At 65.1% G+C, this 23,013-nt stretch carries 26 protein-coding genes and 1 tRNA gene; 9 read left to right on the top strand and 18 right to left on the bottom strand.

Annotation, left to right across the window (positions count from 1 at the left end; translation table 11 throughout):
• Nucleotides 1–19 precede the first annotated feature (19 nt).
• Together XH92_RS21520 and XH92_RS21515 are read left to right on the top strand one after the other, a co-directional pair.
• Nucleotides 20–835, top strand: coding sequence for a polysaccharide deacetylase family protein (locus tag XH92_RS21520; RefSeq protein ID WP_194460947.1), 816 nt, complete (start codon nucleotides 20–22; stop codon nucleotides 833–835).
• Between the two features lie 96 nt (nucleotides 836–931).
• Nucleotides 932–2,308 (top strand): polysaccharide deacetylase family protein, encoded by a 1,377-nt coding sequence (locus tag XH92_RS21515; RefSeq protein ID WP_194460946.1) that lies wholly within the window; start codon nucleotides 932–934, stop codon nucleotides 2,306–2,308.
• A 109-nt stretch (nucleotides 2,309–2,417) separates the two neighbouring features.
• Here the strand turns inward: XH92_RS21515 and XH92_RS21510 are convergent, their stop codons facing one another.
• The 3 genes from XH92_RS21510 to XH92_RS21500 form a co-directional block, all read right to left on the bottom strand.
• Entirely contained in the window at nucleotides 2,418–2,792 is a 375-nt protein-coding gene (locus XH92_RS21510; RefSeq protein WP_194460945.1) for a hypothetical protein, read from the bottom strand.
• Between the two features lie 243 nt (nucleotides 2,793–3,035).
• A tRNA-Leu gene (locus tag XH92_RS21505) sits at nucleotides 3,036–3,120 on the bottom strand.
• Nucleotides 3,121–3,211: 91 nt separating this feature from the next.
• On the bottom strand, nucleotides 3,212–3,457 hold the full coding sequence (locus XH92_RS21500) for a FliM/FliN family flagellar motor switch protein (protein WP_021080574.1): 246 nt from the start codon (nucleotides 3,455–3,457) through the stop codon (nucleotides 3,212–3,214).
• A gap of 60 nt (nucleotides 3,458–3,517) precedes the next feature.
• Here XH92_RS21500 and lipB point away from each other — a divergent pair, with 60 nt between their 5' ends.
• On the top strand, nucleotides 3,518–4,243 hold the full coding sequence (lipB, locus tag XH92_RS21495; protein WP_194460944.1) for a lipoyl(octanoyl) transferase LipB: 726 nt from the start codon (nucleotides 3,518–3,520) through the stop codon (nucleotides 4,241–4,243).
• Nucleotides 4,244–4,246: 3 nt separating this feature from the next.
• Here the strand turns inward: lipB and XH92_RS21490 are convergent, their stop codons facing one another.
• A complete protein-coding gene (locus XH92_RS21490) occupies nucleotides 4,247–4,672 on the bottom strand; it encodes a 4-oxalocrotonate tautomerase family protein (protein ID WP_194460943.1) in 426 nt (141 codons plus the stop codon).
• A 115-nt stretch (nucleotides 4,673–4,787) separates the two neighbouring features.
• On the opposite strand from XH92_RS21490, the gene XH92_RS21485 reads away from it, so the two are divergent.
• On the top strand, nucleotides 4,788–5,645 hold the full coding sequence (locus tag XH92_RS21485) for a LysR family transcriptional regulator (protein WP_194460942.1): 858 nt from the start codon (nucleotides 4,788–4,790) through the stop codon (nucleotides 5,643–5,645).
• A gap of 19 nt (nucleotides 5,646–5,664) precedes the next feature.
• On the opposite strand, the gene XH92_RS21480 is transcribed toward XH92_RS21485, so the two are convergent.
• The 4 genes from XH92_RS21480 to XH92_RS21465 all read right to left on the bottom strand — a co-directional run bounded on the left by XH92_RS21480 (nucleotide 5,665) and on the right by XH92_RS21465 (nucleotide 8,784).
• Nucleotides 5,665–5,997, bottom strand: coding sequence for a hypothetical protein (locus XH92_RS21480; protein ID WP_194460941.1), 333 nt, complete (start codon nucleotides 5,995–5,997; stop codon nucleotides 5,665–5,667).
• A 104-nt stretch (nucleotides 5,998–6,101) separates the two neighbouring features.
• Nucleotides 6,102–7,538 (bottom strand): TIGR01777 family oxidoreductase, encoded by a 1,437-nt coding sequence (locus XH92_RS21475; RefSeq protein WP_194460940.1) that lies wholly within the window; start codon nucleotides 7,536–7,538, stop codon nucleotides 6,102–6,104.
• Nucleotides 7,535–8,200 carry a DUF4166 domain-containing protein gene (locus XH92_RS21470; RefSeq protein WP_194460939.1) on the bottom strand — a complete coding sequence of 222 codons (666 nt, stop codon included), beginning with the start codon at nucleotides 8,198–8,200 and terminating at the stop codon, nucleotides 7,535–7,537. The genes XH92_RS21475 and XH92_RS21470 overlap by 4 nt, the downstream gene beginning before the upstream one ends.
• Before the next feature lie 26 nt (nucleotides 8,201–8,226).
• Entirely contained in the window at nucleotides 8,227–8,784 is a 558-nt protein-coding gene (locus tag XH92_RS21465; RefSeq protein ID WP_194460938.1) for a GbsR/MarR family transcriptional regulator, read from the bottom strand.
• A 177-nt stretch (nucleotides 8,785–8,961) separates the two neighbouring features.
• On the opposite strand from XH92_RS21465, the gene XH92_RS21460 reads away from it, so the two are divergent.
• On the top strand, nucleotides 8,962–9,774 hold the full coding sequence (locus XH92_RS21460; RefSeq protein ID WP_194460937.1) for a class I SAM-dependent methyltransferase: 813 nt from the start codon (nucleotides 8,962–8,964) through the stop codon (nucleotides 9,772–9,774).
• On the opposite strand, the gene XH92_RS21455 is transcribed toward XH92_RS21460, so the two are convergent.
• From XH92_RS21455 to XH92_RS43640, 5 genes are all read right to left on the bottom strand, one after another.
• Nucleotides 9,771–10,070, bottom strand: a complete 300-nt coding sequence (locus tag XH92_RS21455) for an acylphosphatase (RefSeq protein ID WP_194460936.1) — start codon at nucleotides 10,068–10,070, stop codon at nucleotides 9,771–9,773. The genes XH92_RS21460 and XH92_RS21455 overlap by 4 nt on opposite strands.
• On the bottom strand, nucleotides 10,067–10,933 hold the full coding sequence (locus XH92_RS21450; protein ID WP_194460935.1) for an oxaloacetate decarboxylase: 867 nt from the start codon (nucleotides 10,931–10,933) through the stop codon (nucleotides 10,067–10,069). Before XH92_RS21450 ends, XH92_RS21455 begins: the two co-directional genes overlap by 4 nt.
• A 101-nt stretch (nucleotides 10,934–11,034) precedes the next feature.
• Entirely contained in the window at nucleotides 11,035–13,050 is a 2,016-nt protein-coding gene (locus XH92_RS21445) for an acetyl/propionyl/methylcrotonyl-CoA carboxylase subunit alpha (protein WP_194460934.1), read from the bottom strand.
• Between the two features lie 192 nt (nucleotides 13,051–13,242).
• Nucleotides 13,243–13,449 carry a hypothetical protein gene (locus tag XH92_RS21440; RefSeq protein ID WP_194460933.1) on the bottom strand — a complete coding sequence of 69 codons (207 nt, stop codon included), beginning with the start codon at nucleotides 13,447–13,449 and terminating at the stop codon, nucleotides 13,243–13,245.
• Between the two features lie 53 nt (nucleotides 13,450–13,502).
• Nucleotides 13,503–13,631, bottom strand: coding sequence for a hypothetical protein (locus XH92_RS43640; protein WP_256437674.1), 129 nt, complete (start codon nucleotides 13,629–13,631; stop codon nucleotides 13,503–13,505).
• Between the two features lie 159 nt (nucleotides 13,632–13,790).
• On the opposite strand from XH92_RS43640, the gene XH92_RS21435 reads away from it, so the two are divergent.
• Complete coding sequence (locus XH92_RS21435) at nucleotides 13,791–14,609, top strand: thermonuclease family protein (protein ID WP_194460932.1); 819 nt, start codon at nucleotides 13,791–13,793, stop codon at nucleotides 14,607–14,609.
• An 80-nt stretch (nucleotides 14,610–14,689) separates the two neighbouring features.
• The gene (locus XH92_RS21430; RefSeq protein WP_246788516.1) at nucleotides 14,690–17,158 is read left to right on the top strand and encodes a PAS domain-containing protein; all 2,469 of its coding nucleotides are present in this window, start codon (nucleotides 14,690–14,692) and stop codon (nucleotides 17,156–17,158) included.
• 10 nt (nucleotides 17,159–17,168) lie between these two features.
• Here XH92_RS21430 and XH92_RS43935 read toward each other — a convergent pair whose 3' ends face one another.
• From XH92_RS43935 to XH92_RS21405, 5 genes are all read right to left on the bottom strand, one after another.
• A complete protein-coding gene (locus XH92_RS43935; RefSeq protein ID WP_310885847.1) occupies nucleotides 17,169–17,357 on the bottom strand; it encodes a septal ring lytic transglycosylase RlpA family protein in 189 nt (62 codons plus the stop codon).
• A gap of 228 nt (nucleotides 17,358–17,585) precedes the next feature.
• The gene (locus XH92_RS21420; protein ID WP_194460931.1) at nucleotides 17,586–18,032 is read right to left on the bottom strand and encodes a PPC domain-containing DNA-binding protein; all 447 of its coding nucleotides are present in this window, start codon (nucleotides 18,030–18,032) and stop codon (nucleotides 17,586–17,588) included.
• Between the two features lie 76 nt (nucleotides 18,033–18,108).
• Complete coding sequence (locus XH92_RS21415) at nucleotides 18,109–20,820, bottom strand: EAL domain-containing protein (RefSeq protein ID WP_194460930.1); 2,712 nt, start codon at nucleotides 20,818–20,820, stop codon at nucleotides 18,109–18,111.
• Between the two features lie 144 nt (nucleotides 20,821–20,964).
• On the bottom strand, nucleotides 20,965–21,465 hold the full coding sequence (locus tag XH92_RS21410) for a hypothetical protein (protein ID WP_194460929.1): 501 nt from the start codon (nucleotides 21,463–21,465) through the stop codon (nucleotides 20,965–20,967).
• Nucleotides 21,466–21,707: 242 nt separating this feature from the next.
• Nucleotides 21,708–22,202 (bottom strand): ArsI/CadI family heavy metal resistance metalloenzyme, encoded by a 495-nt coding sequence (locus XH92_RS21405; RefSeq protein WP_194460928.1) that lies wholly within the window; start codon nucleotides 22,200–22,202, stop codon nucleotides 21,708–21,710.
• 93 nt (nucleotides 22,203–22,295) lie between these two features.
• On the opposite strand from XH92_RS21405, the gene XH92_RS21400 reads away from it, so the two are divergent.
• Entirely contained in the window at nucleotides 22,296–22,523 is a 228-nt protein-coding gene (locus tag XH92_RS21400; RefSeq protein ID WP_194460927.1) for a hypothetical protein, read from the top strand.
• Nucleotides 22,524–22,597: 74 nt separating this feature from the next.
• On the top strand, nucleotides 22,598–22,966 hold the full coding sequence (locus tag XH92_RS21395) for a hypothetical protein (protein WP_194460926.1): 369 nt from the start codon (nucleotides 22,598–22,600) through the stop codon (nucleotides 22,964–22,966).
• Nucleotides 22,967–23,013: the final 47 nt, after the last annotated feature.

Here is a 23,013-nt window from a genome sequence, read left to right as displayed (position 1 = left end):
ATCGGTGGGGCCCAGTGCAATGAGAAAGATGTCGAGCGCACCGCGACCGATCCTGAACATTGTCGCGGCGCTGATCGCGCTCGCACCTGTAGCGCTAATCGGCTCGGCGCAGGCCGCCGAATGCCCGCGCAAGGACGCGCTCGGCACCTCGCGTGTGCTCGAGGTCGACCCTGCGACCTATCCGCGCGTCGGGCTGAAGAGCTTTCCGCAGACCCTGCCGCTACGGGATGGCGAGGTCGTGCTGACCTTCGACGACGGGCCGACACCTGGCATCACCGACAAGGTGCTGACGGCGCTGGCGACCGAATGCGTGCAGGCCACCTTCTTCATGGTCGGCCGCAATGCGGCCGATCATCCCGATATGGTCCGCAAGATCGCGCGCCTCGGCCACAGTATCGGCTATCACAGCTGGGACCACCCGCATCTCAACAAGATGCCGGCGGATCACGCCGAGGCGAACATCAACCGAGGAATCGAAGCGGTCCAGACGGCCCTGCGCGGCACCGCAAGCACGGTCCCGAGCACGCCGTTCTTCCGGTTCCCGTATTTCGAGTCGACGCCCGCCCTGCTGGGCCACCTGGAAAAGCGCGGTATCGCGGTGTTCGGAGCCGATTTCTGGGCCAGCGACTGGAACAAGATGACCCCCGAGGAGGAACTCAAGCTGCTCACCGGGCGGCTCGAGGGCCATCGCAAGGGAATTATCCTGCTGCATGATCCGCAAATGCGGACGGCCGAGATGCTGCCCGCCTTCTTACGGTACCTGCAGGAGCATAATTATCACATCGTCCACATCGTCCCGGCGGCGATGAAGACCGTGTCTGACCGGACACATTGAACCCGGGACCCAAGGTGGATTACAGACCGTTAAGGCGGCATTCATGGGGCCGCACCTAAGGATTCGTCAGTGCGTTTGGATTGCGGCCGAGATTCGATGATTGCAAACGTCCTGGTGATGATCTGGAAGCGGTCGCGGACCGCGATCGGCGCGGCGCTGCTGGGCTGCTGCTTCATGGCGCCGCAGGCCGGCCTCGCCGCGGACTGCCCGGGTAACCCCAACGCCCTCGGCACCTCGCGGACCCTCGTCGTCGATCCCACGGCGCATCCGCGGATCGGCACCATGCAGTATCCGGAGACGCTGCCGCTCGCCGATCACGAGGTGGTGCTGACCTTCGACGACGGACCGCTGCCGAAATACAGCAACCAGGTGCTGGCCATTCTCGCCAGCCAGTGCGTCAAGGCGACCTTCTTCACCATCGGCTCCCAGGCCAGGTTCAATCCGGAGGGCGTGCGCAAGCTGATCGCCGCCGGGCATACCGTCGGCACGCACAGCCAGAACCATCCACTGACGATGAACAAGATGCCGCTCGAGCGGGTGCGGCAGGAAGTCGACGACGGCATCGCCTCGACGCTCGCGGCGCTCAACGGCGACAGGAGCAAGCTGGCGCCGTTCTTCCGGATCCCCGGCCTGATGCGCGCCGAGATCCCCGAAGCCTATCTGGCGTCACAGGGCATCCAGGTCTGGAGCGCCGACTTCCCGGCCGACGACTGGCGCCACATCTCGCCGCAGCGGGTCTACGATCTTGCGATCCAGCGGATCGAGGCCAAGCACAAGGGCATCCTGCTGCTGCACGACATCCAGCCGCGCACCGTCGCGGCGCTGCCGCGCATCCTCAACACGCTCAAGGAGCGCGGCTACCGCATCGTCCATGTCGTGCCCGCCACGGCGGACCGCCCGCCGACGCCGACCGAGCCGCAGCAATGGTTCATGCGTCCGCCGACCGAGAATGTCGCGATCACCCGCTGGCCAAAAATTCCGAACTTCGTGTTCACCGCGACGCGGACACTGCCGGCCCCGGTGTTTGCCGACATGGATTGGCGCGATGCCGACATCCTCGATCACGCGCAGCGCGCGCGCGTCGGCGCATCCGTCCGCACACCGTGGCCGCAGCCGCAGCTCACCCAGCTCGCGTCGGTCTCGACATTGCCGGTCCCGGCGGCTGATGTGTTTCGCGTTCCCGAAGCGCTGGACCTGACCCTGCTCGCGGCCCGCTCCGCTGCCAACCGCCGCCTCGCCCAGCGCGCGACAGCTGTCCCCGGCGTCGGCGCGCCGCGCGCGCAGGCGATCTCGGCGCGCCAGGCCAGGCATCCGAAGCAGGCCGCGCATCAAATCCCCGCTACGGCGCATGGCCGGCTTCACGGCGCGCCCCTGCGTGTCGTGCCGCCGGCCGCGAGCAATGCGTCGCTCCACGTCGCCAAGCGCACCCCGCGCGCCGAGGCCTCGGCGGCCGGCAAGCGGGTGCCCGACTAGCGCGCGATCTAGAGTATGATCCGGAAAAGTGCGAAGCGGTTTTCCGAAAAGATCATGCTCAAATAACAAGCTAAGGCGCGATGACGATTCGACCCAATCTCATCGCGCTTTAGCTGGCCACGATCTTGGCGACGCAGAGCAGGATCACCAGCGCCAGGAAGAAGATGTCGATATAGGATTTGATCTCGCCGGCATGCCTGAGCTCGGTGACATCGGCGACGATCTGCTTGCGCGAGGCCACGGCATTGGGCCCCTCGCCGGCCGCAGCCGCGAGCCGCCGCGTCTCGCCCTCGAGGCGCTCGATTCGCTGGAAGAAATAGAACGAGCGCAGGCCCGACAAGGCATGCATCGTCGCATAGACCAGGACCAGAATCGCGACCGTCGCGCGCTGCTCGTATTTCTCCAGCAGGTTCAGCGTGAAATAGACCAGCCCCAGGAACACGAAGTTGGAAAGGACACGGTAGGCGTAGCTGGCAAAGATCATCAGGGGCTCCGGGTGAGGCAGGCTTGCGGCCGCGCGATCGGGGAAGCGGCCGGGCTCCGGTCGGCAGCACCAAACCGGCAAGGCCATGCATCCGCGAATCTACCTGACTGCTGTTACAGGACCGCATCGATGGATGCCCTTCACCTCACCCATCGGCACTGCCCTGGGACGTGCCCGGAACGGCACGGCCAGCAAGCGGCCGCGCTCCGAAAAATCCAGCGATTTCAAGGATTAGCTGAGGTGTGGTGCGCTCGGAGGGACTCGAACCCCCACGGTGTTACCCACTGCCACCTCAAGGCAGCGCGTCTACCAATTCCGCCACGAGCGCTAGGATGCCGGATGGAACCCTAAGGCGCCGCCGCATCGACGGGGCCATGTAACAAATCATGCATGCAGGGACAAGGCGATTAATGCGCGAATTAACTGCGAACGCCGGGAGATTTTGGCAGCATTTGCTTGACCTCGACCGCAATCCGGTTGCGGTCGACCAAGACGACGCCGCTGGCCACCGGCAGATTGTTGGCGAGGATCTTGACCTCGTCGGCCTCGGTGGCATCCAGTTCGATGATGGCGCCGCGGGACAGCCGCATGACCTGGTGAATCGGCATGGTGGTGGTGCCGAGAACCACCATGAGATCTACGCTGACTTTATCGAGGGTGGGCACTTCTGAACCGCCGAACGGGAACTAAATTGTGGGTTCACCTGACCACGTTAGGGTTAGCTAATGGTTAACGACCGCCAAAGCCTCGATTTGACGTTTGCGCGCCCTTCGGGCGGCGAAGCGGTCGAGTGGCGGATTTCCGACCAGCCGGTGCCCTACCCCGATTCTCTCGCCGCAATGGACGCAAGGGTCGCGGCAATCGCCGAGCGCGCGGCGCCTGAACTGGTCTGGCTGCTCGAGCATCCGCCGCTCTACACCTCCGGCACCAGCGGCAAGGCCGACGACCTGCTCGACCCACGCTTCCCGACCTTCCAGAGCGGCCGCGGCGGCCAGGTGACCTATCACGGCCCGGGCCAGCGCGTGGCCTATGTGATGCTCGACCTCAAGCGGCGCCGGCCGGACGTGCGCGCCTACGTGGCTTCGCTGGAGGAATGGATCATCCGCACGCTGGCCGCCTTCAACGTCCGCGGCGAGCGCCGCGAGGACCGCGTCGGGGTCTGGGTGAAACGCCCTGACAAGGGGCCGGGCCATGAGGACAAGATCGGCGCGATCGGCGTCAGGCTGCGCCGCTGGGTCTCGTTCCACGGCATTGCGATCAATGTCGAGCCCGACCTCTCGCATTTCCAGGCCATCGTGCCCTGCGGCGTGGTCGATCCGCGCTACGGCGTCACCTCGCTGGTCGATCTCGGGCTGCCGGTCACGATGGCCGATGTCGACATCGCGCTCCGGCAGGCATTTGCCGAGGTGTTCGGCGACACCGCGGCGCGCCTGCCGGAAGCAACAGTCTAAGGCTCACGCCGCCTTCTGCGGCGCGACCTCGAGCTTGCCGGCGATGTAGCGGCGCTCCTGGGTCAGCCCGCCGAAACCGTAGGCATCGCCCTTCACCTCGTCGACATGGGCGTAGCTCTCGGTGTGGAGCGGCCCGAGCAGCTCGCCCATCCGCTTGAACAGCGCGGCAAGATAGGCCGCCTTCTCGTCCTTCGTGTTGGTGCCTTCGCTGACATGGACGTCGAGCCAGTAGCTCGCGAGCCCCTGCTCGGCGAGCGACTTGCCGCCGGCGAACCAGTCGGCAGCATCGGCAGACTTCACGATGATTGCGGTGACCTTGGGGTCCTTGTGCAGGATCCCTGCGGTCAACTCTGACACGGCGGCGGCGATGTCGGACTTCAGCGACGGCCTCTCGCGGGAGGTCGCATAGGTGACGGTGATGAGGGGCATGATCAGTCTCCTTGAAACTCGGTTGGCGCGGTCAATCGCGCCCCCTCTAGCTAGACCTTTGCGCATCATCTTGGTATCTTATCCATGTGGATAGCAATGATAACGATCCTTGATCATGACGACGACGCTCGATATCGACACCGTGCAGGCTTTCCTCCTCGTCGCCGAGCTGCAGGGCTTCACCCGTGCAGCCGAAGCGCTCGGCACCACGCAGGCGGCGATCAGCATGAAACTGCAACGACTCGAAATCGTGCTCGGCAAGCGGCTGGTCGAGCGCTCGCCGCGCGCGGTGCGGCTGACCGCCGACGGCGCAGCGTTCCTGCACCACGCCCGCGCGCTGATCGAGGTGCATGACCGTGCGTTGTCGGGCGAGAGGCCGGCGCGGCAACAGCTCACGCTCGGGATCAGCGATCACGCTGCGGGTCCGGAGCTGGTGCCGCTGCTGGAGCGGCTGCACGCGATGGCCTCGCAGCTTGCGCTCGCCGTGACCATCGGCTTCTCGCGCGAGATGCTCGATGCCTACGATGCAGGCGAGCTCGACGCTGTAATCGTGCGCCAGGAAGGCAGCCGGCGCGGCGGCGAGAAGCTGACTGAAGACGAATTCGGCTGGTTCGCCGCCAGGCGCTTCGTCTGGCCGCGCGGCGATGCGCTGCCGCTCGCGACGCTGGCACCGCCCTGCGGGGTGCGCGCGTCAGCCGTGCGATCGCTCGACAAGGCCGGCATCGCGTGGACCGAAAGCTTCGTCGGCGGCGGCGTCACCGCAGTAGCGGCTGCCGCGCTCGCTGGCCTTGCCGTCGCTCCGCTCGTCCGCCGCATCGCGCCGCCGGGCTTGATCGACATCGGACCTACACACAAGCTGCCGCGGCTCGGCGCGTCAAAGGTGATGCTGCATTCCAAGGTCAGCGATCCCGCGAAGCTCGCGGCGTTGCGGGCGCTGGCTGCGACGTTCCGGAGCGTGGCGTCTGCAACGTAGCGCGGCAGGCTCTGTGGCATCACAAGGAATGCTCGGCGGCTTCCAGCTCCCGCACGACAAACCAGTAGGTCAGGCCCGCGACAAATCCGGCTACGGCGAACAGCCAGACAAGTCCGGATGTCCAGACGGCCGGAGACCGCAGCAGCACCGTGATGCTCAACGCACCGATCGCAGCGCCCGCGCTGGCGAAGAACCCGGCGGATCGGATTTCGAACTCCTCGCTTAGCCAGATCGCGATCGCTGCGGGAATCGCGGTCAGCAGACATGTCGTGACAAAGACCAGGGATGAGGGAAGCAGAAGCACGACGACGCCCCCCAGCAGCCTCATGATGTCGCCGCCGGATGCGACCATCAGGAGCGTCTGGGCAACGCCAGAGAGAACCGCTGTTGCGGCTCCGCATCCGGCGAGCCAACCTCCAAATGCACGGCAACCGTCATCAGACATCTCGCCCTCCTCTACAAGATCGCCTCGAACGCGCTGCGCAAAGTCTCGTGCCGAAACACAAAACCGTTGCTCAGCGCCTTGTTCGGCAGCACGCGCTGGCCGCCGAGCAACAGCTCGTTCGCGAAGTCACCGCCGACGGTACGCAATAGCGAGGCCGGCACACGGAAGATCGCGGGCCGATGCAGGCGCCGCCCCAGCTCCTCGGTGAATTTCGTGTTGGTCACAGGGATCGGCGCGGTCGCGTTGATCGGACCGGACAGCTCAGGCTTGGCGACCACATGCGCGATCAGGCGCACCAGATCGTCACGCTCGATCCACGACATCCACTGCTTGCCCGAGCCGAGCGGACCGCCGAGACCGAACTCGAACGGCGTCAGCATCCGCGTGATGAAGCCGCCGTCGGTGCCGACCACGAGACCGATCCGCAAATACGCCACGCGCACGCCGTGATCGGCGGCCGCCTTCGCCGCATTCTCCCAGGCCTCGCACAGTTCGTGACTGAAGCAGGCATGGGATTTCGCCGACTCGGTCAGCACCTGGTCCTGCCAGAGACCGTACCAGCCGATCGCGGAGCCGCTCACCAGTACCGACGGCTTGCGTTCGAGCCGTGCGATCAGCCTGACGACCTCGGCCGTCATGTCGATACGCGAGGCGATGATCTTGCGGCGCTTGACTTCCGTCCAAAGACCGTTGCCGATCGGCTCGCCCGCGAGATTGACGATGGCGTCTATCCCTGTGCCGGGAGACAGCTGGTCGAGGCTCGTGATCAGCGTCACCGGCGGCGGCAGCGTCTCGGTCTTCGCCGGATTGCGAATCAGCGCAATCACCTGATGGCCCGATGCGGTGAGGCTTGCGACCAGGCGGCTGCCGATGAAACCGGTCGCCCCGGTGACCAGCACGGTCTGCCGCGCCGGCAATTTCTCGACCAAGCTGGCGGCCGGCACGCTGGACATCCGTCCCAACCGCCTGGCGGCGGCGAAGTCGCGCACACCAAACAGCGCGGCGCCGAAGGCCGCAGCCGTTGCGAACAGGCTGAGCAGACCCGCATAGGCCGGCACGACAGCCGTCGGCAGCATCGCCCAGCCGATCAGCACCGGTACCAGCAGCACAAGGATGGCGCCGTAATTGATCGCGAGCAGCGTATGGTTGATCCGCTCGCTCGGCGGCAGCTTTCGGCTCAGATCCTCCTCGACGAAATCCATCAAGGTGATGACGACCTCGACGACCAGCACGGCCATGACGGCGATCGCGAGAATGCCGTGCACCTCGAGCCAGCCGAGCACCAGGAACAGCAGCGCATAAAGCATGTTCCGTACGCTGTGCAGCTGAAGCTCATCGCGCTGCGAGGGACGCCAGGCGAGTCGCTCGGTGAACTCGTGGTGATAGAAGGTGTCGAAGGCGCCCATCGCGATCTGGATGGCGACGAGGGTCCAAAGCAGCGGCGTCATGACGAAGCCTCCCTGAACACGGCGGACTGACGGATCAGCCGGCCAAAACGCGGGTGGATGATCTGGAGCGTGAAGCGGAAGTCGCCGCAGCCGAGATCGGAGTGGGTCACGGTGAGGTCACCGGGGGTGAGCCATTCGGGCAATTGCATCCGAAACGGCCCGAGCCGCAGCGAATAGCCGACGCTGTGAAACACCAGCGCTTCGTGCTCGACCGCGATCTGCAGCGCCATGCTGACGCCGAAGCCGACATACTCCTCGAGCCCGGTCGGCCCGGCAAAACGCTTGGCGGAATGAATCACCTGCGGGAAGCCGTTACGGCGCGCACAGATCCGGGTCCAGATCTGGCCACCGCTGGCGGCGTCCTCGGTGACGGTGACGATCATCGGCACGCCGGTCTCCGTGCCCGTCGGAAGCGGCCCGCCGATCAGCCGTGCGACCTGCGCCAGCCACCAGCCGGCGCGGCTGCTCGAGGCTTCCTCGACCTCGCCGACATAGACGACGGTGTTGCCGTCCTCGAACCGCTTCGAGAAACGCCGCCAGATCGCGACCGGCAGGCGGCCCCAATCCTCGTCCGACAGCAACGCGCGGAAGCGATGGTCGTCGAGCAGTTTCGTATCGGGAGCCGGCGCTGTCTTTAAGGTGGATATCCTTGCTGACGCCATCGCACACTCCCGTTACGCCGCGGCCCCTATTTGGCTCTGCCTGTCGGCAGGAAACTAACGATCTTCTCGCCGAGCTTGACCAATGCGACGAGGCGCGGCCGCGGCACGTTCAGCATCTGCGTGTACCAGCGGTCGACCAGCTCGGTGAATGTCAGCATCTCCTTCAGCCGCTTGCTGGCGAGCGGGCTGATGGCGGGATCGTCGGCCGCGTCGGAGACGCAGGCGCGCAGCGCCGCCAGCGCGGGATCGATCTCGCGCTCCTTGCGCCCGGCCGCGATCTTGGCGGCGACTTCCCAGATGTCGGTCTCGGCCTCGAAATGGTCGCGACGGTCGCCGAGGATCGGCACCCGCCGGATCAACCCCCAGGACAACAGCTCCTTGATCGAATTGGAGACGTTGGAGCGCGCCATGCCGAGGGTGTCCGCGATGTCCTCCGCGGTCATCGGCGCCTCGGCGAGGTAGAGCAGCCCGTGGATCTGGCTGACCGATCGATTGACGCCCCATTCGTCGCCCATGTCGCCCCAATGCAGGATGAAGCGCTCGACGACGGCGGGAAGTTTCTTCCTGGCGGTTATTTCTGTCATAACAGAAATATCAGGCAATACGGAGCGGAAGTCAAGGGCGACGGCAAGGTCCCGCTCCATAGGGGCTGCGGCATCATTCGCGGCGTTGGCGCGGGCAGATCGCTGGTCCATACTTCGCAGGCGGCTTCTGCCCGTGACAGCCCTGACCGGCTCTCCCTTTTTGCAAAGGAATGCATGATGACGGCCCCCCTTTCCGACAAGGTATTCGCGGGATCCGTCCCGCAGCTCTACGACCGGCTCATGGTGCCGATGATCTTCGCGCCGTATGCGCGCGACCTCGCGCAACGCATCAAGGGCCATCGGCCGCGTGACCTGCTGGAGATTGCGGCCGGCACCGGCGCCGTCACGACCGTCCTGGCGATGGAATTGCCCGATACAAGGATCACCGCGACCGACCTCAACGAACCGATGCTGGCGCAGGCGAAGACGCACCTGGCGGGCAACGCGAACATCAGCTGGCAGCAGGCTGACGCGCTGTCACTGCCGTTTGCCGATGCGAGCTTCGACATCGTCGCCTGCCAGTTCGGCGCGATGTTCTTCCCTGACCGCGTCAAGGGTTATGCCGAGGCGCGGCGGGTGATCAGGCCCGGCGGACGGTTCTTCTTCAACGTCTGGGACAAGATCGAGGAGAACGATTTCGCCGACGTCATGCAGCAGACGATGCACCAGGTGTTTCCGCGCAATCCGCCGCAATTCATGGCGCGGACGCCGCACGGCTATCACGATCCCGCGTGCATTCGCGCCGACCTGACCGCCGCGGGCTTTCGCGACATTGCGATCGAGCTGGTCACCCATCGCAGTCCCGCGGGCTCGGCACAGGATGCCGCCATCGCCTACTGCCAGGGCACGCCGACGCGCGGTGAGATCGAGGCGCAGGGTCAACCGGACCTCGAGGCTGCGACGCAGCGCGTGGCAGAGGCGTTGGCACGCCGCTTCGGCAACGGTCCCATCGAGGGAAAGATTCAGGCGCTGGTGATCTCGGCGGCTTAAAGCGTCGGCAGGAACGCGAACCGCTCGCCTGCCCCACGTAGGTTCAAGAGATCGGACGTGCCGGCATCTACCTGCACGCTGTCGACGCGCGCCGAGAATGGCCCACGCCGGCAGGCCGCGATCATGTCGGCGACCACGTCGTCCGGACCGGCGAACACCGCCTCGACGCTGCCATCGCGGCGGTTGCGGACCCAGCCTTCGAGGCCGCGCGAGTTTGCCTGCTCGTCGACCCAGGCACGGTAGCCGACGCCCTGCACGCGGCCGCTGATGGTGACATGGCGGATCACGCCGCTCATGTCTTCAGGCCAAGGAACTTGCCGCCGCGCGCCCTGGTCTCCGCCTCGCGCATCACGCGGCCGGTCAGTTCGGACGAGGCAATGCCCTGGAGGTTCTTCGGCGGGGTTCCTTCGCGCAGCGCCTTCAGCGTCTCGTAGACGGCCTGGGTCGCGGCCGCGAACGGCGCGTGGCCCTGAAGCGCGATCCTGACGCGCTGGCTAGCCAGATAGTCCAGCGCGGTCATCTCCTCCGGTGCGCCGCCGAGCACGATCGGCAGCGTCGTCGCCGCCGAGAGCGCCTCAAGTTCGCCGCGCGACTTGATGCCGGTGAAGAACAGTCCATCGACACCGACTGCCTCATAGGCTTTGGCTCGAGCGATCGCGTCGTCGAGACCGGTGATCGAGACGGCGCCGGTCCGGCCCAGGATGACGAGCGACGGATCGCTGCGGCCGTCAAGCGCGGCCTTCATCTTGCCGACGCCCTCCTCGAGCGAGATCAGCTGCGCCTTGGCCTGGCCGAACGCCTGCGGCAGCAGCGTATCCTCGATGGTCAGGCCGGCCGCACCAGCGGCTTCCACTTCCTGGACGGTGCGACGGACATTGAGCGCGTTGCCGTAACCATGGTCGGCATCGACCAGCACCGGCAGGGGCGACGCCCGCGACATACGGCGTACCTGCTCGGCGAATTCGGTCAGCGTGATCAGCGCAATGTCGGGATCGCCGAGCACGGCGAGCGAGGCCACCGAGCCACCGAACATGCCGAGCTCGAAACCGAGATCTTCCGCGATCCGGATCGAGGTCGCGTCATAGACCGAGCCCGGGCGAATGCAGGTTGATCCTCTCAGAACCGATCGCAGTGCTTCGCGGCGTTTGCGGAAGGCCATGGGCATACCCTTCACTCACGTCATTCCGGGGCTCGCGAAGCGAGAACCCGGAATCTCGAGATTCCGGGTTCGATGCTTTGCATCGCCCCGGAATGACAATTTCAGACGAACTCCAGGATCAGCGCATCGACCGCGAGCGTGGCGCCGGCGGCGGCGTGGACCTTCTTCACCGTGCCGTCGCGTTCGGCGCGCAGCACGTTCTGCATCTTCATCGCCTCGACCACGGCCAAGGTCTCGCCGGCCTTGACCTCCTGCCCTTCGGTCACCGCGATCGACACCACGAGCCCTGGCATCGGGCACAGCAACTTCTTGCCGGTGTCGGCGGCCGAGACCACCGGCATCAGCCGCGCCGAGGTCGCCTCGGTCTCGGTAAAGACGTAGACCGGCACCTCAAAGCCCTGATGCGCGAGGCGGAAGCCGTTGTTGATCGCCCGCACCTGCACGGCGACGAAATTGCCGTCGATGGTGCCCTGCCAGACCGGATCGCCCGGCACCCAGCTCGATACGAGGTTATGAGGGTTACCCGGCAGCCCGTCGGCGCCGATGAAGCGCACCGCGATCGCGTCGTCCTCGCGCGCGACATCGAGCGCGATCTCGGCATGATCGAGCCACACCGCGCGGCGGCGCTCGCGCAGCACGACGCGGCCGCCCATCTGGCCGGAGATCTGCCGCTTGCGTTCGCCCAGCACGTGATCGATGGCGGCGCCGACGGCCGCGAGCCGCCGTGCGATCTCGCCCTCGGGCGCGCGCGCCGAAAATCCCTTCGGGAATTCCTCCGCGATGAAGCCGGTCGAGAGCCGGCCCTCGCGCCAGCGCGGATGGTTCATCAACGCTGACAGGAACGGAATGTTGTGCCTGATGCCGTCGACATAGAAGGCGTCGAGCGCGGTCGCCTGCGCCTCGATCGCGGCGGCGCGCGACGGGGCGTGGGTGACGAGCTTGGCGATCATCGGATCGTAGTGGATCGAGATCTCGCCGCCCTCCTGCACGCCGGTGTCGTTGCGGATCGTGATGCCGTCATGGCTGGCCTCGGCCGGCGGACGGTATTTCACCAGGCGGCCGATCGAGGGCAGGAAGTTGCGGAACGGATCCTCGGCATAGACGCGGGACTCGACCGCCCAGCCGGTCAGCGTGACGTCCTTCTGCGCGATCGCAAGCTTCTCGCCGGCCGCGACGCGGATCATCTGCTCGACGAGGTCGATGCCGGTGATCAGTTCGGTGACGGGATGCTCGACCTGCAGACGGGTGTTCATCTCCAGGAAGTAGAAGCTCTTGTCCTGGCCGGCGACGAATTCGACGGTGCCGGCCGAATCGTAGTTGACCGCCTTGGCCAGCGCGACGGCCTGCTCGCCCATCTTGCGGCGGGTCTGCTCGTCGAGCAGCGGCGACGGCGCTTCCTCGATGACCTTCTGGTTGCGGCGCTGGATCGAGCACTCGCGCTCGCCGAGATAGATCACGTTGCCGTGCTTGTCGCCCAGCACCTGGATCTCGATGTGCCGGGGATCGACGATGAACTTCTCGATGAAGACGCGGTCGTCGCCGAACGACGACTTCGCCTCGGCCTTGGCGAGGTTGAAGCCTTCGGCGACCTCCGCCTTCGAATGCGCGATGCGCATGCCCTTGCCGCCGCCGCCGGCGGAGGCCTTGATCATCACGGGATAGCCAATCTCGTCGGCGATCTGGACGGCGTGCTTGTCGTCCTCGATGACGCCGAGATGACCGGGCACCGTCGAGACTTTCGCCTTCGCAGCGGCCTTCTTGGATTCGATCTTGTCGCCCATCGCGGCGATGGCGCCGGGGTTCGGGCCGATGAAGACGATGCCGGCGGCTTCCAGCGCGCGCGGAAACGCCTCGCGCTCGGACAGGAAGCCGTAGCCGGGATGCACGGCCTGCGCGCCGGTCTTGCGGCAGGCCTCGACGATCTTGTCGATCAGAAGATAGCTCTCGGCCGCGGCCGGCGGGCCGATCAACACGGCTTCATCCGCCATCTCGACATGCAGCGCGTCGCGGTCAGCCTCGGAGTAGACGGCGACCGTCTCAATCCCCATACGGCGCGCAGTCTTGATGACCCGGCAGGCGATCTCGCCGCGGTTGGCGATCAGGATTCGTTTGAACATGCTCTTCTTGCTTGGGCTTCTTAGGACTGGGCTTCTTAGAACTTGGGCTTTGGCAGGATTCCTCCCCGCGCAATCCGGCACGGGCCACTCCGTTGGTACAGCAAATTGACCCGGAGGCAACGGTCTAATGCAGACCCGGCCCGGCGCCTGGCCAGTTGTTGGCTAGTCCTTGACGGTAGCCCGAGGGGTACTTCAGCCCGAATAGGTCTTGAAGCGGCCGCGCGAGTGGGCCTTCGCGACCGCTTTCATCAGCTCGCTGACCTCATTCTCCAGGAATTCATTGGCGACGATCAGCGCCCGAATGGTCGCACGCATGTTGCCGCCGCAGGCGGAGATGGCCTGATCGACAGCCGCTTCCAGCCCGTCATCGTCATCAGATTCGAGCCGTGCAGACATCATGGGGCATCCGGGATTCAGTTGGCACATGATGTTCCTATTTTGTTCTCATCAAGTCAATCGGATCTTTGATCGGAAGCTGTCTCCTGAGACGCCTTCCTCTTCCATCGCCAGCGCGCGACGCATTGCAGGGTCCAGATGTCGGTGACGACATCGGCGATGATGGTGATGATGAACTCGGCCATACCAGCATCCCTTCGGTGGCAATGTCCGGCCGTTCTACGCCGCGGAATGCCGATCGGGATGTGACGGCGCGCACGCATCATCTCGCGAACAGGACTTGGTTGGATCGTACCTGCCTGTGCTAGAAGTTCAGCTGCCCGCCAAATATCTGAAGTGAAAAAATGCGGTTTCGCAATCCGGTCATCACGACGCTTCTCCTGACATGCCTGTCCGCGAGCCCCGTCCTCTCTGCGACGGCTGCCCTGTCTGCGACCGCTGGCCCGGCGGCCGCGGCGATCGTCAAGGACGCCGGCACCGTTCAGCTCGGCAACACGGTTTACCGGCTCGACGGCATCGATGCCCCGGCGGCCGACCAGCTCTGCATCGACGAGCACGCCGACGTCTGGACCTGCGGGATCGAAGCACGCGACCAGCTGACCAAGTTGATCGGCGGCAAGCCAATTCACTGCGACGATATCGGCGTCGATCCGACCTTCAAGAAGCGCCGCCTCGGCGTCTGCAAGATCGAGGGCGATCCGACCAGTCTCAGCCAGGTGCTGGTACAGAAGGGCTACGCCCTCAACGTCGAGACGTCGGCCACTGGCCGATTCAAGCCGGACCAAGCCACCGCCAAGGATAGTCGTGCCGGACTGTGGAAGGGCTGCTTCGTGGCGCCGCGCGATTTTCGTCTCGGCAAGAAGGACGGCGCCCTGCTCGGCAACGCCTGCCCCGCCGATCGCGACACGCAGATCCGCAATGCGCTCTTCCCGGACGACCTGCCGATGCCGGCAAGCTGCAACATCAAGGGTAAATACGCCGTGCGCGCCCGCGTCACCGGCAATGTCGGCATCTATCACCTGCAGGCGTGCCGCAGCTACCCGGGCCTCGGCAATCCGGATCGCTGGTTCTGCTCCGAGGAGGATGCGCAGGCCGCCGGGTTCCGCAGGGCCTATAATTGCCGCACGCCCAAAGCAAGTGAAGGGCAAGTTAGGAGCAAGTGAAGAGCAAGTGATCGTGCTAAATCACGCTGGCAAAGCCGCCCGCTCCTGTGTGAAACTACACCCAGAGGCTGCCGGCGCGAATGACCCCACCCGATCCCTCTGATGTGCTTCCCGAAGCTGCGGCAGCCGAACGGCTGCGGCAGCACCTTGAAGAGATCGCGCGCGAACGCGACCGCGCCCATCGCGAGCTGCAGGAGCGCGAGGCCGAGCTGGCGCGGATCCAGCGCATCGCCCGGGTCGGCGGGCTCGAGATCGATTTCCGCGACGGCGTGCGCAACCGCCGCTCTCCCGAATATCTGCTGGTGCATGGCCTGCCGCCCGAGGAGGTCAACGAGACCTATGAGAACTGGATTGCGCGCATCCATCCAGACGATCGCGAGCGAATCATCAAGCACCTGTTCGGCGTGCTCAAGGCCGGCGGCGAGGATTACACCGCCGAGTACCGCATCATCCGCCCGAACGACGGCGAGAGCCGCTGGATTCGCGTTGTCGCCAAGATCGACCGTGACCGCAGCGGCCGCGCGCTGCGGCTGGTCGGCGCCGATCTCGACGTTACCGATCAGATGCTGGCGCAGGAGACCCTGCGCGAGAGCGAGGAACGCTTCCGCCTGATCGCCGACAGCGCGCCGGTGCCGATCTGGGTGACCAAGCTCGACCGCACCCGCTCCTTCGCCAACCAGGCCTATCTGGATTTCCTCGGCCTGCCGTTCGAGGAAGCGGTCGTGTTCGACTGGCGCAAGGCCCTGCATCCAGATGATCTGCCGAACATTCTGCAGGAGCAGATCACCGGCGAGTTGTCGCTCAAGCCGTTCGTGCTCGAGGCACGCTATCGCAATGCCGCAGGCGACTGGCGCTGGCTGCGCTCGGAATCGCAACCGCGCTGGGACCCGAACGGCAAGCACATCGGCTTCATCGGCGTCGCCCATGACATCACGGCGGCCAAGGAAGCCGAGATCGAGCTGCGCAAGCTCAACGAGTCGCTGGAACGGCGTATCCTGGAGCGCACCGCACAGCTGGAATCCCGCGAGGCACAGACGCGCGCGATCCTCGAGACCAGCCATCAATACCAGATGCTGCTCAACCGCGATGGCGGCCTGCTCTACACCAACCAGACCGCGCTGGCCGGCATCCGCGCCGAGGCTGCGGATGTCGTCGGCAAGCCGTTCTGGGATACGCCGTGGTTCACTGCAACCGACGGCATGCCGCGCGTGATCCAGAATGCGTTCGCGACCGTGATGCGCGGCGAAGAGGTCAAGATCGAGCTGCAATTGCAGCTGCCGATCGGCGAGCGCTATTTCGATTTCGCGATGCGGCCGCTGCAGGACCAGCACGGCACGATCGTCGGCGCGGTACCGGAGGCCGTCGACATCACCGAGCGGCGCCGCGGCGAGGAAGCGCTTCGGCAATCGCAGAAGATGGAAGCGGTCGGCCAGCTCACCGGCGGCGTCGCGCACGACTTCAACAATCTGCTCACCATCATCCGCTCGGCGACCGACTTCCTGCGCCGCCGCGAGCTGCCGGACGAACGCCGGCGCCGCTATATCGACGCGATTTCCGAGACGGTGGAGCGGGCCTCAAAGCTCACCGCGCAGCTATTGGCATTCGCGCGCAGGCAGCCGCTCAATCCGGAAGTCTTCAATGTCGGAACGCAGGTCGACAGCGTGGCGCAGCTGATCCGCCCGCTGGTCGGCGCACGGATTCACATCGAGGTCAGGATCGAGGATCCCGACTGCTATGCGATCGCCGACATCGGCCAGTTCGAGACCGCGATGATCAACCTTGCGGTCAACGGCCGCGATGCCATGAATGGCGAAGGCCAGCTGACGATCGGCGTCAGGAAGGTCAAGCACATCCCTGCCCTGCGCGCGCAGGCCTCGCGCAGCGGCGATTTCGTGACGGTCTCGATCCAGGATACCGGCACCGGCATCTCGCCGGAAAATCTCGACGCGATCTTCGAGCCGTTCTTCACGACCAAGGAGGTCGGCAAGGGAACGGGTCTCGGCCTGAGCCAGGCCTTCGGCTTCGTCAAGCAATCCGACGGCGACATCGAGGTGACCTCCACGCCCGGGCACGGCGCGACCTTCACCATCTATCTGCCGCAGGCGATGCGCCCGGCGGACGCCAAGGTCGCTGCCAGCGCGGGCACCGAGCAGGCTTCGATCGGCCGCGGCTACCGCGTCCTCGTGGTCGAGGACAACGACGATGTCGGCCAGTTCTCCACCGAGCTGCTCGAGGATCTCGGCTATTCGGTGAAGCGCGCGGCCAACGCCAATGCTGCGCTCTCGATCCTCTCGGAGAACGAATTCGCCGCCGACCTCGTGTTCTCCGACGTGATCATGCCCGGCATGAACGGCGTCGAGCTCGCCGGCGTGATCCGCGATCGCTTTCCCGGCCTGCCGGTGGTGCTGACCAGCGGCTACAGCAACGTGCTCGCCGAGAACGCGCACAGCGGCTTCGAGCTGATCCAGAAACCCTATTCGGTCGAGGCGCTGTCGCGGACGCTCCGCAAGGCGATCGCCGAACAGCGGGCGACCGCTTCCAAGCCCTGATCCTGCCGCTCTACTGGATCACGACATGCGCGACACCGAGCTGAAGGATGCCGAGCGCGCGGGCCGCCGTGGTCGAGACATCGATGATCCGCCCACGAACGAACGGCCCGCGGTCGTTGACGCGGCACCGGATCGATTTTCCCAGATAGGAGACGGTGATCATGCTGCCGAATGGCCGCTTGCGATGCGCGCAGGTCATCTCGCCACTCCTGCCGATGCCACGATAATAGGACGCAAGGCCACTCTCTGCGTTTGCCATGCACGAGGCAAACAGCAGCATAGCCGCGGACGTTGCTGCGGTTTTCATTGATCGCCTGCCGGTCGAGCCCCGCAAGGGAACGCGGTTCCATGGTTTCGGTTCCGTGTCCGACACGCCGGCAGGTCGATTTTTAGGAACTTTTCGGCGGGACGGCTGAGGCGGTCAGCCCTACCCAGCAGCGGGGTCGATCAGGGCGATGCCGAACTCAGGCCGTTTCCGGCGCCGAAGGCTGGCCGGCGCTTCCGTGACCACGACCTCGAGCGTCGGACGCACGACGCCGGCAAGCAAATGGCCGCCGCGCGTCGAGCCATCAGACAATCCGAGCACGATATGCGTGTGCAGACTGGCCTTGCCGTCGTCACCGATCGCGATGTCGCCGACCGCGCACAGCACCTCGCACTGCTCGTTGATCTCGATCTTGCGGTAGTTCTTCGACGCGAAATCGAACCAGCCGACCATCGCGCGCTCGAACGCGCCGATCGCGGTGAGTGATGCCGCCGTCAGCTTCGCATCATTGGCGAACTTCGTCAGCGCCGCGAACGCTTCCTCGCCGCTGTCGAGCACGACGACGTGAACCTGCGCGTTCGGTGCATCGGATACGAGCTTGCTTTTCATCGAGCCGCCTCGCCTGTGGGAGCTTTCACTCCAATCGGAGACGGCGCGGATTGTTCCTGACGGGCTCAAGAGCCGCTCAGGCGGCGTTCTCGACGCTATCGGCGGCGAGCAGCGTCCGGAGGTCCTGCGCAGGAACCGGCTTGCTGAACAAATAGCCCTGCATCTGCGTGCAGCCGAGCATCTGCACGGTATCGCGCTGCTGATCGGTCTCGACGCCCTCGGCGGTCGTGATCATGTTGCGGTCGGCGGCGATCGAGACCACAGCGCGGATGATCGAGGCCGAGCCGCTGTTGCGGGTCACTTCCTTGACGAAACTGCGGTCGATCTTGATCTTGTCGAACGGGAAGCGCTGCAGATATTGCAGCGACGAATAGCCGGTGCCGAAATCGTCGAGCGCGATGTGGACCCCTAGCGCGCGAAGCTGGCCGAGCGTGACCAGGGCCGCATCGTCATCGGCGATCAGCACCGCCTCGGTGATCTCGAGCTCGAGCCGGCGCGGGTCGAGCCCGCTCTCGGCGAGTGCGTTGGCGACCTTGAGCGCCAGCGTCTCCGACTTGAACTGGATCGGCGAGACGTTGACCGCAAGGCGCACATGCGCCGGCCAGGCCGCTGCCTCGATGCAGGCGGTGCGCAACACCCACTGCCCGATCTCCTCGATCAGCCCGGTCTCCTCGGCAACCGGTATGAAGTCGACCGGCGAGATCATGCCGCGCACCGGATGGCGCCAGCGCAGCAGCGCCTCGCAGCCGGTCACCTCGTCGCTGCGCAGGTCGACCAGCGGCTGGTAGTGCAGTTCGAAGCCGCCGTCGGCCAACGCGGTTCGCAGATCGGCCTCCAGCGCGCGGCGCAGATTGGCCTGCTTCTCCATCGCGGGATCGAAGAAGCGATAGGTCCTGCGGCCGGCAGCCTTGGCCGCGTACATGGCGAGATCGGCGCATTTGAGCAGGCCGAAGAGGTCCGAGCCATGGCGCGGCGCGATCGCAATACCGATGCTGGCGTCGCTCGACAGCCGATGACCGAGGCAGTCGAACGGCGTGCGCAGCGACTGATAGACGCGCGCCACCAGATCGCTGACATCGTCGTCCGACCTGATGTCATGCTGGACGATCGCGAACTCATCGCCGCCGAGGCGCGCGATGAAGTCGTCCGATCCGACCGACTGGCGCAGCTTCTCGGCCACGCGCCGGAGGAATTCATCGCCGATCAGATGGCCCAGCGTGTCGTTGATCCGCTTGAACTCGTCGATATCGATATAGTGGATCGCGAAGGCGTGGACCGCAGCCTCGCGCAACAATTCTTCCGCGTGACGCTGGAACAGCGTCCGGTTCGGCAGATTGGTCAGGGCATCGTAATGCGCGAGATACTCGATCCGCGCCTGCGCACGCCGTCCGTCGGTGACATCCTCGAGCGTGGTGGCCCAGCCGCCGTCAGGTGCGCGCTTGTAGACCAGGCGGATGCTGCGGCCGTCCGGCGTCATGATCACGGAATCGCGGACCTCGTCACCCCTCGGATTGGTGAACCGCGCGCAGTATTCATCGACATCGCCGACGAAGGAGCCGATCGCCTGGCGGTGCAAGATCAGGTCGCGCAGATGGCATCCGGGTTTGACGATGTCGGGCGAGAGGCCGAACATGTCGATATATTGCTGATTGCAGATCACAAGCCGCGCCGAGGCATCGAACAGCAGCAGCCCCTGCGTCATGGTGTTGATGGCGGTGTCGAGATGCTGGCTCTTCTCGGACAGCCGGCGCTGCGCCGCATCGTGCTGCCGCTGCAACTGGCGGACGATCAGGAAGACCGCGAAGCTGATGATCAGCACCGCCAACACGGCCGCGCAGAATTGCAGCTTGGTCTGGGCGCGCCAGTCCTGCAGCGCGCTCGAGGTTTTCGTGGTGGCGAGGATCAGGATTGGAAAGTGCGACAGCGATCTGACCGCACCGACGTTCTCCTCGCCTGAAGCGCCAACGAACCGACCTGACGTGTTGCCGCCAAAGCTGATGACCTTTTGGAACACTGGCAGATTGATGATGTTGCGGCCGATCACGCCGGCATCCTGCGGATAGCGTGCGATGATGGTGCCGTCGCGGTGGATCATCGAAATCACGGTATCGCCGCTCAATGCCAGCGAGGCGACGAAGTCCTCGAAATGGCTGGGCTCGACGCCGCGGCTCGCAAAGCCGATGATCTCGCCGTTGCGCCCGGTGATCTTGCGCGCAAAGATCGTGGTCCAGTTGCCGGTCACCTTGCTCATCGCGGGCTCGACGATGACAGGCGACGTCGGCCGCCCCGAGGTGAACTCCTGGAAATAGCGCCGGTCGGCAACACTGATGTCGGGCACCGGCCACATCTCGGACGAGTTGATCAGCCACCCCTTGGCGTTGAACAGATTGAGCCCGCCGACATGCGGGAGCGCGGCCAGCCGCGTGCGCAGCATCTCGTGCGCGCTGAGCAGCGACATGTTCTTTTCGAACTGATCGGCAGTCTCGACCTGCTCCGATCGCAGATAGTTCACGATGTCGTCGTGGACATGCTGGAGGTCGCTGAGCTGCTGGTCGAAATGCCGCGACAGCAGCAGCGCGGTGTTGTCGAGTTCGCGCTCGGACATCTCCAGCGCGCGCTCGCGAAACTGCAACGCGAGATAGCCTGTGCCAAGCGTGATGGCGAGCACCAGCAGCGCGGCGCTCAGGACGAGCCACTGAATGGCGCCCATCCTGGTGGCGCGCAACACACCCTTGATCGACAGCCGCCGGTGCCCCGGCTTCACGCTGTTCGTTGATACAACCGACATTTTTCCTGCCCCTGCGGGTGCCCTTCTACGGGAACACAACCCAAGGGGTCGTTAGGAAAATCAGTTATCGGACAGTTAAGGCGGTTGCGCAGGTGAACGCGATCGACGCCAAGACGCGACCGCTACGGGCGGCAACGACATCGTCTATTTCAGGCTGCATTCGATCAATGCGCCTTCGATGGTGAATTTCGAGAATGGCGAGAACGGCGTGACGGCCTTGAGCGCGGCGAAGAATTGCGAGTCGCCGGGGCTCTTCAGCAGAAACCGGATGTGGTTCGCCGACAGCGCATCCCGCGACAACCAGACGACGCCGGAGAACAGCGCCACAAGCATCTGCGCGTAATCGCCGGCATCGGCGAGGCCGAGATCGTAAGCCGGCGACACATTGACGAAACGCGCACTGAGAGCCGGCGCCGAATATCGGCTCATCAAAAGACGCCTGACCTGGCAGACCGCATGAACCCGCTCGCCGTCGGTCAGATGATACAGCCCCTGGCTATCGCCTTCCCTCGCGGTCAGCGCTTCAAATGCACCGATGCCGCCAAAGGTCGCAATATCCTCTCCGACGCCTTCAGCGTCCTTCTTCCATTGTGCCTTGATGAGACGCCAGGACCGCTCAGGATCCTTGATTGGCAGGAGCCGCATGATTAACCGGCGGTTAGCGGGAAGGCCTTGATCGGAGCGATACTATGTCGCAGGCATTAAGCCTTTGCTTACAGCGGTAGCCGGTTGCGCCGACATGGCGACCGCCCCCGGCGATGTGTAGTCCGGATGAAGCGAAGCGCAATCGGGGGAACTGTATCCGCGATGGGCGCAGCTCCCGGATTTCGCTGCGCTTCATCCGGGCTACAAGAAGTTCGACCCTGGTGTGTGCGACTGCCTCGGACTCACGAATTGCAGCAAGCCGAAGCCTCGGGCGGCGCAGCCTGGGTCTGAGGGGCGCAACCGGCGCTCCGCTTGGCGTCCTGCTTCTCGTGCGCGACGCGCGCGGTCCGCTCGCCGCTACCGTCGCCATAGACGATGCTCTCGCCGGTCGTGTGGAATGTCTCCCACGCGATCCCTGCGGGATCGTCGATCCACGACTTCTCGGACTTGGCGTAGCAACACACCGTCTGGCCCTGCTCGATCACCTCGCCGCCCGCCTTGCGCAGCCGTCCATAGACCTCGCCGAGTTCCTCGGCGCTCTCCACCTGAATGCCGAGATGATCGAGACCCGGCTCGCGGCCGCGGGTCGAGATCGCGAAGTTGACGCGCGGATCGTCGAGCATCCATTTGGCATAGTCGGATTTCACGACCGTCGGCTCGGCGCCGAACAGCGCCGAGTAGAAGCCGACCGATTGCGGGATGTCCTTGACAGCGACGTGAACATGCATGCGCTTCATGAGGCGGTCCTTTCGGGCGGCGACGCTGGATGGATATTCCATCCCAAGCATGCTCAGATATCAACAGCGTTACAACAGGAGTTCTGCTTCGGAATGGATGCGCTGACGCTGTTCGGTTTGTTCGCCGTCACGATGATGCTGGTCTGCTACGCCGCCGAAGATCGCAGTCCGTGGTTCATCCTGGCCTTCGCGGCTTCCTGCGCGCTCGGCTCGGCCTACGGTTTCCTACAAGGCGCCTGGCCGTTCGGGCTGGTCGAGGCGATCTGGGCCGTCGTCGCAGCGCGCCGCTGGCTGATGCGCCGAGCCGCTGAGAGCGTGTAACGTTATAGTATCCACGGCCAATCTGTCGCGGCGCCGAACTTGAATGCGCGCGGTCACGGCGCTAATTAGGGCCCATGGACGCATCGCGCACCATGATTCAGCCTTCCGCCCACGCAAAAGGATCGCGCCGCTGGCGTAGCCTGCTTGCGGGGCTGATTTCGCTTGCGCTGGTGCTGTCGTTCTTCCACGGCTGGGCCTTCGACGGCGATGACGATGCCGCCCCCACCTTCTCGATCGCACAGTCGATCAACGACGCCGGCGGCAAAGCGCCCGCGCATCCGGCCTCACTGCATGGCGATCACTGCCTGACGCACGTCGCCTCGGTGGCGCCGCAGGAAACGGCTTTCCCGATCGCCTATGCGCCGCATAGCTATGGCCACGGCAGCATCGGGCTGCCAGCGTCGGCCGATCGCCTCTCTCCTTTCAAACCACCCCGCGCCTGATCCGGTCGGCATGACCGGCCATGCGCCGCTGCCATTCGGCAGCGCGC

This window comes from Bradyrhizobium sp. CCBAU 53421, assembly GCF_015291625.1.
Lineage (GTDB): Bacteria > Pseudomonadota > Alphaproteobacteria > Rhizobiales > Xanthobacteraceae > Bradyrhizobium.
The sequence above is the reverse complement of the archived record's forward strand: the minus strand, read 5'-3'. Positions and strand labels throughout refer to the sequence as shown.

Bases quoted from the DNA above. Each gene is read 5' to 3' on its own strand.
- XH92_RS21520 (WP_194460947.1), top strand. From the start codon at position 20: ATGAGAAAGATGTCGAGCGCACCGCGACCGATCCTGAACATTGTCGCG.
- XH92_RS21515 (WP_194460946.1), top strand. From the start codon at position 932: ATGATTGCAAACGTCCTGGTGATGATCTGGAAGCGGTCGCGGACCGCG.
- XH92_RS21510 (WP_194460945.1), bottom strand. From the start codon at position 2,792: ATGATCTTTGCCAGCTACGCCTACCGTGTCCTTTCCAACTTCGTGTTC.
- lipB (WP_194460944.1), top strand. From the start codon at position 3,518: ATGGTTAACGACCGCCAAAGCCTCGATTTGACGTTTGCGCGCCCTTCG.
- XH92_RS21490 (WP_194460943.1), bottom strand. From the start codon at position 4,672: ATGCCCCTCATCACCGTCACCTATGCGACCTCCCGCGAGAGGCCGTCG.
- XH92_RS21485 (WP_194460942.1), top strand. From the start codon at position 4,788: ATGACGACGACGCTCGATATCGACACCGTGCAGGCTTTCCTCCTCGTC.
- XH92_RS21480 (WP_194460941.1), bottom strand. From the start codon at position 5,997: ATGGTCGCATCCGGCGGCGACATCATGAGGCTGCTGGGGGGCGTCGTC.
- XH92_RS21475 (WP_194460940.1), bottom strand. From the start codon at position 7,538: ATGACGCCGCTGCTTTGGACCCTCGTCGCCATCCAGATCGCGATGGGC.
- XH92_RS21470 (WP_194460939.1), bottom strand. From the start codon at position 8,200: ATGGCGTCAGCAAGGATATCCACCTTAAAGACAGCGCCGGCTCCCGAT.
- XH92_RS21465 (WP_194460938.1), bottom strand. From the start codon at position 8,784: ATGACAGAAATAACCGCCAGGAAGAAACTTCCCGCCGTCGTCGAGCGC.
- XH92_RS21460 (WP_194460937.1), top strand. From the start codon at position 8,962: ATGACGGCCCCCCTTTCCGACAAGGTATTCGCGGGATCCGTCCCGCAG.
- XH92_RS21455 (WP_194460936.1), bottom strand. From the start codon at position 10,070: ATGAGCGGCGTGATCCGCCATGTCACCATCAGCGGCCGCGTGCAGGGC.
- XH92_RS21450 (WP_194460935.1), bottom strand. From the start codon at position 10,933: ATGGCCTTCCGCAAACGCCGCGAAGCACTGCGATCGGTTCTGAGAGGA.
- XH92_RS21445 (WP_194460934.1), bottom strand. From the start codon at position 13,050: ATGTTCAAACGAATCCTGATCGCCAACCGCGGCGAGATCGCCTGCCGG.
- XH92_RS21440 (WP_194460933.1), bottom strand. From the start codon at position 13,449: ATGATGTCTGCACGGCTCGAATCTGATGACGATGACGGGCTGGAAGCG.
- XH92_RS43640 (WP_256437674.1), bottom strand. From the start codon at position 13,631: ATGGCCGAGTTCATCATCACCATCATCGCCGATGTCGTCACCGACATC.
- XH92_RS21435 (WP_194460932.1), top strand. From the start codon at position 13,791: ATGCGGTTTCGCAATCCGGTCATCACGACGCTTCTCCTGACATGCCTG.
- XH92_RS21430 (WP_246788516.1), top strand. From the start codon at position 14,690: ATGACCCCACCCGATCCCTCTGATGTGCTTCCCGAAGCTGCGGCAGCC.
- XH92_RS43935 (WP_310885847.1), bottom strand. From the start codon at position 17,357: ATGACCTGCGCGCATCGCAAGCGGCCATTCGGCAGCATGATCACCGTC.
- XH92_RS21420 (WP_194460931.1), bottom strand. From the start codon at position 18,032: ATGAAAAGCAAGCTCGTATCCGATGCACCGAACGCGCAGGTTCACGTC.
- XH92_RS21415 (WP_194460930.1), bottom strand. From the start codon at position 20,820: ATGTCGGTTGTATCAACGAACAGCGTGAAGCCGGGGCACCGGCGGCTG.
- XH92_RS21410 (WP_194460929.1), bottom strand. From the start codon at position 21,465: ATGCGGCTCCTGCCAATCAAGGATCCTGAGCGGTCCTGGCGTCTCATC.
- XH92_RS21405 (WP_194460928.1), bottom strand. From the start codon at position 22,202: ATGAAGCGCATGCATGTTCACGTCGCTGTCAAGGACATCCCGCAATCG.
- XH92_RS21400 (WP_194460927.1), top strand. From the start codon at position 22,296: ATGGATGCGCTGACGCTGTTCGGTTTGTTCGCCGTCACGATGATGCTG.
- XH92_RS21395 (WP_194460926.1), top strand. From the start codon at position 22,598: ATGGACGCATCGCGCACCATGATTCAGCCTTCCGCCCACGCAAAAGGA.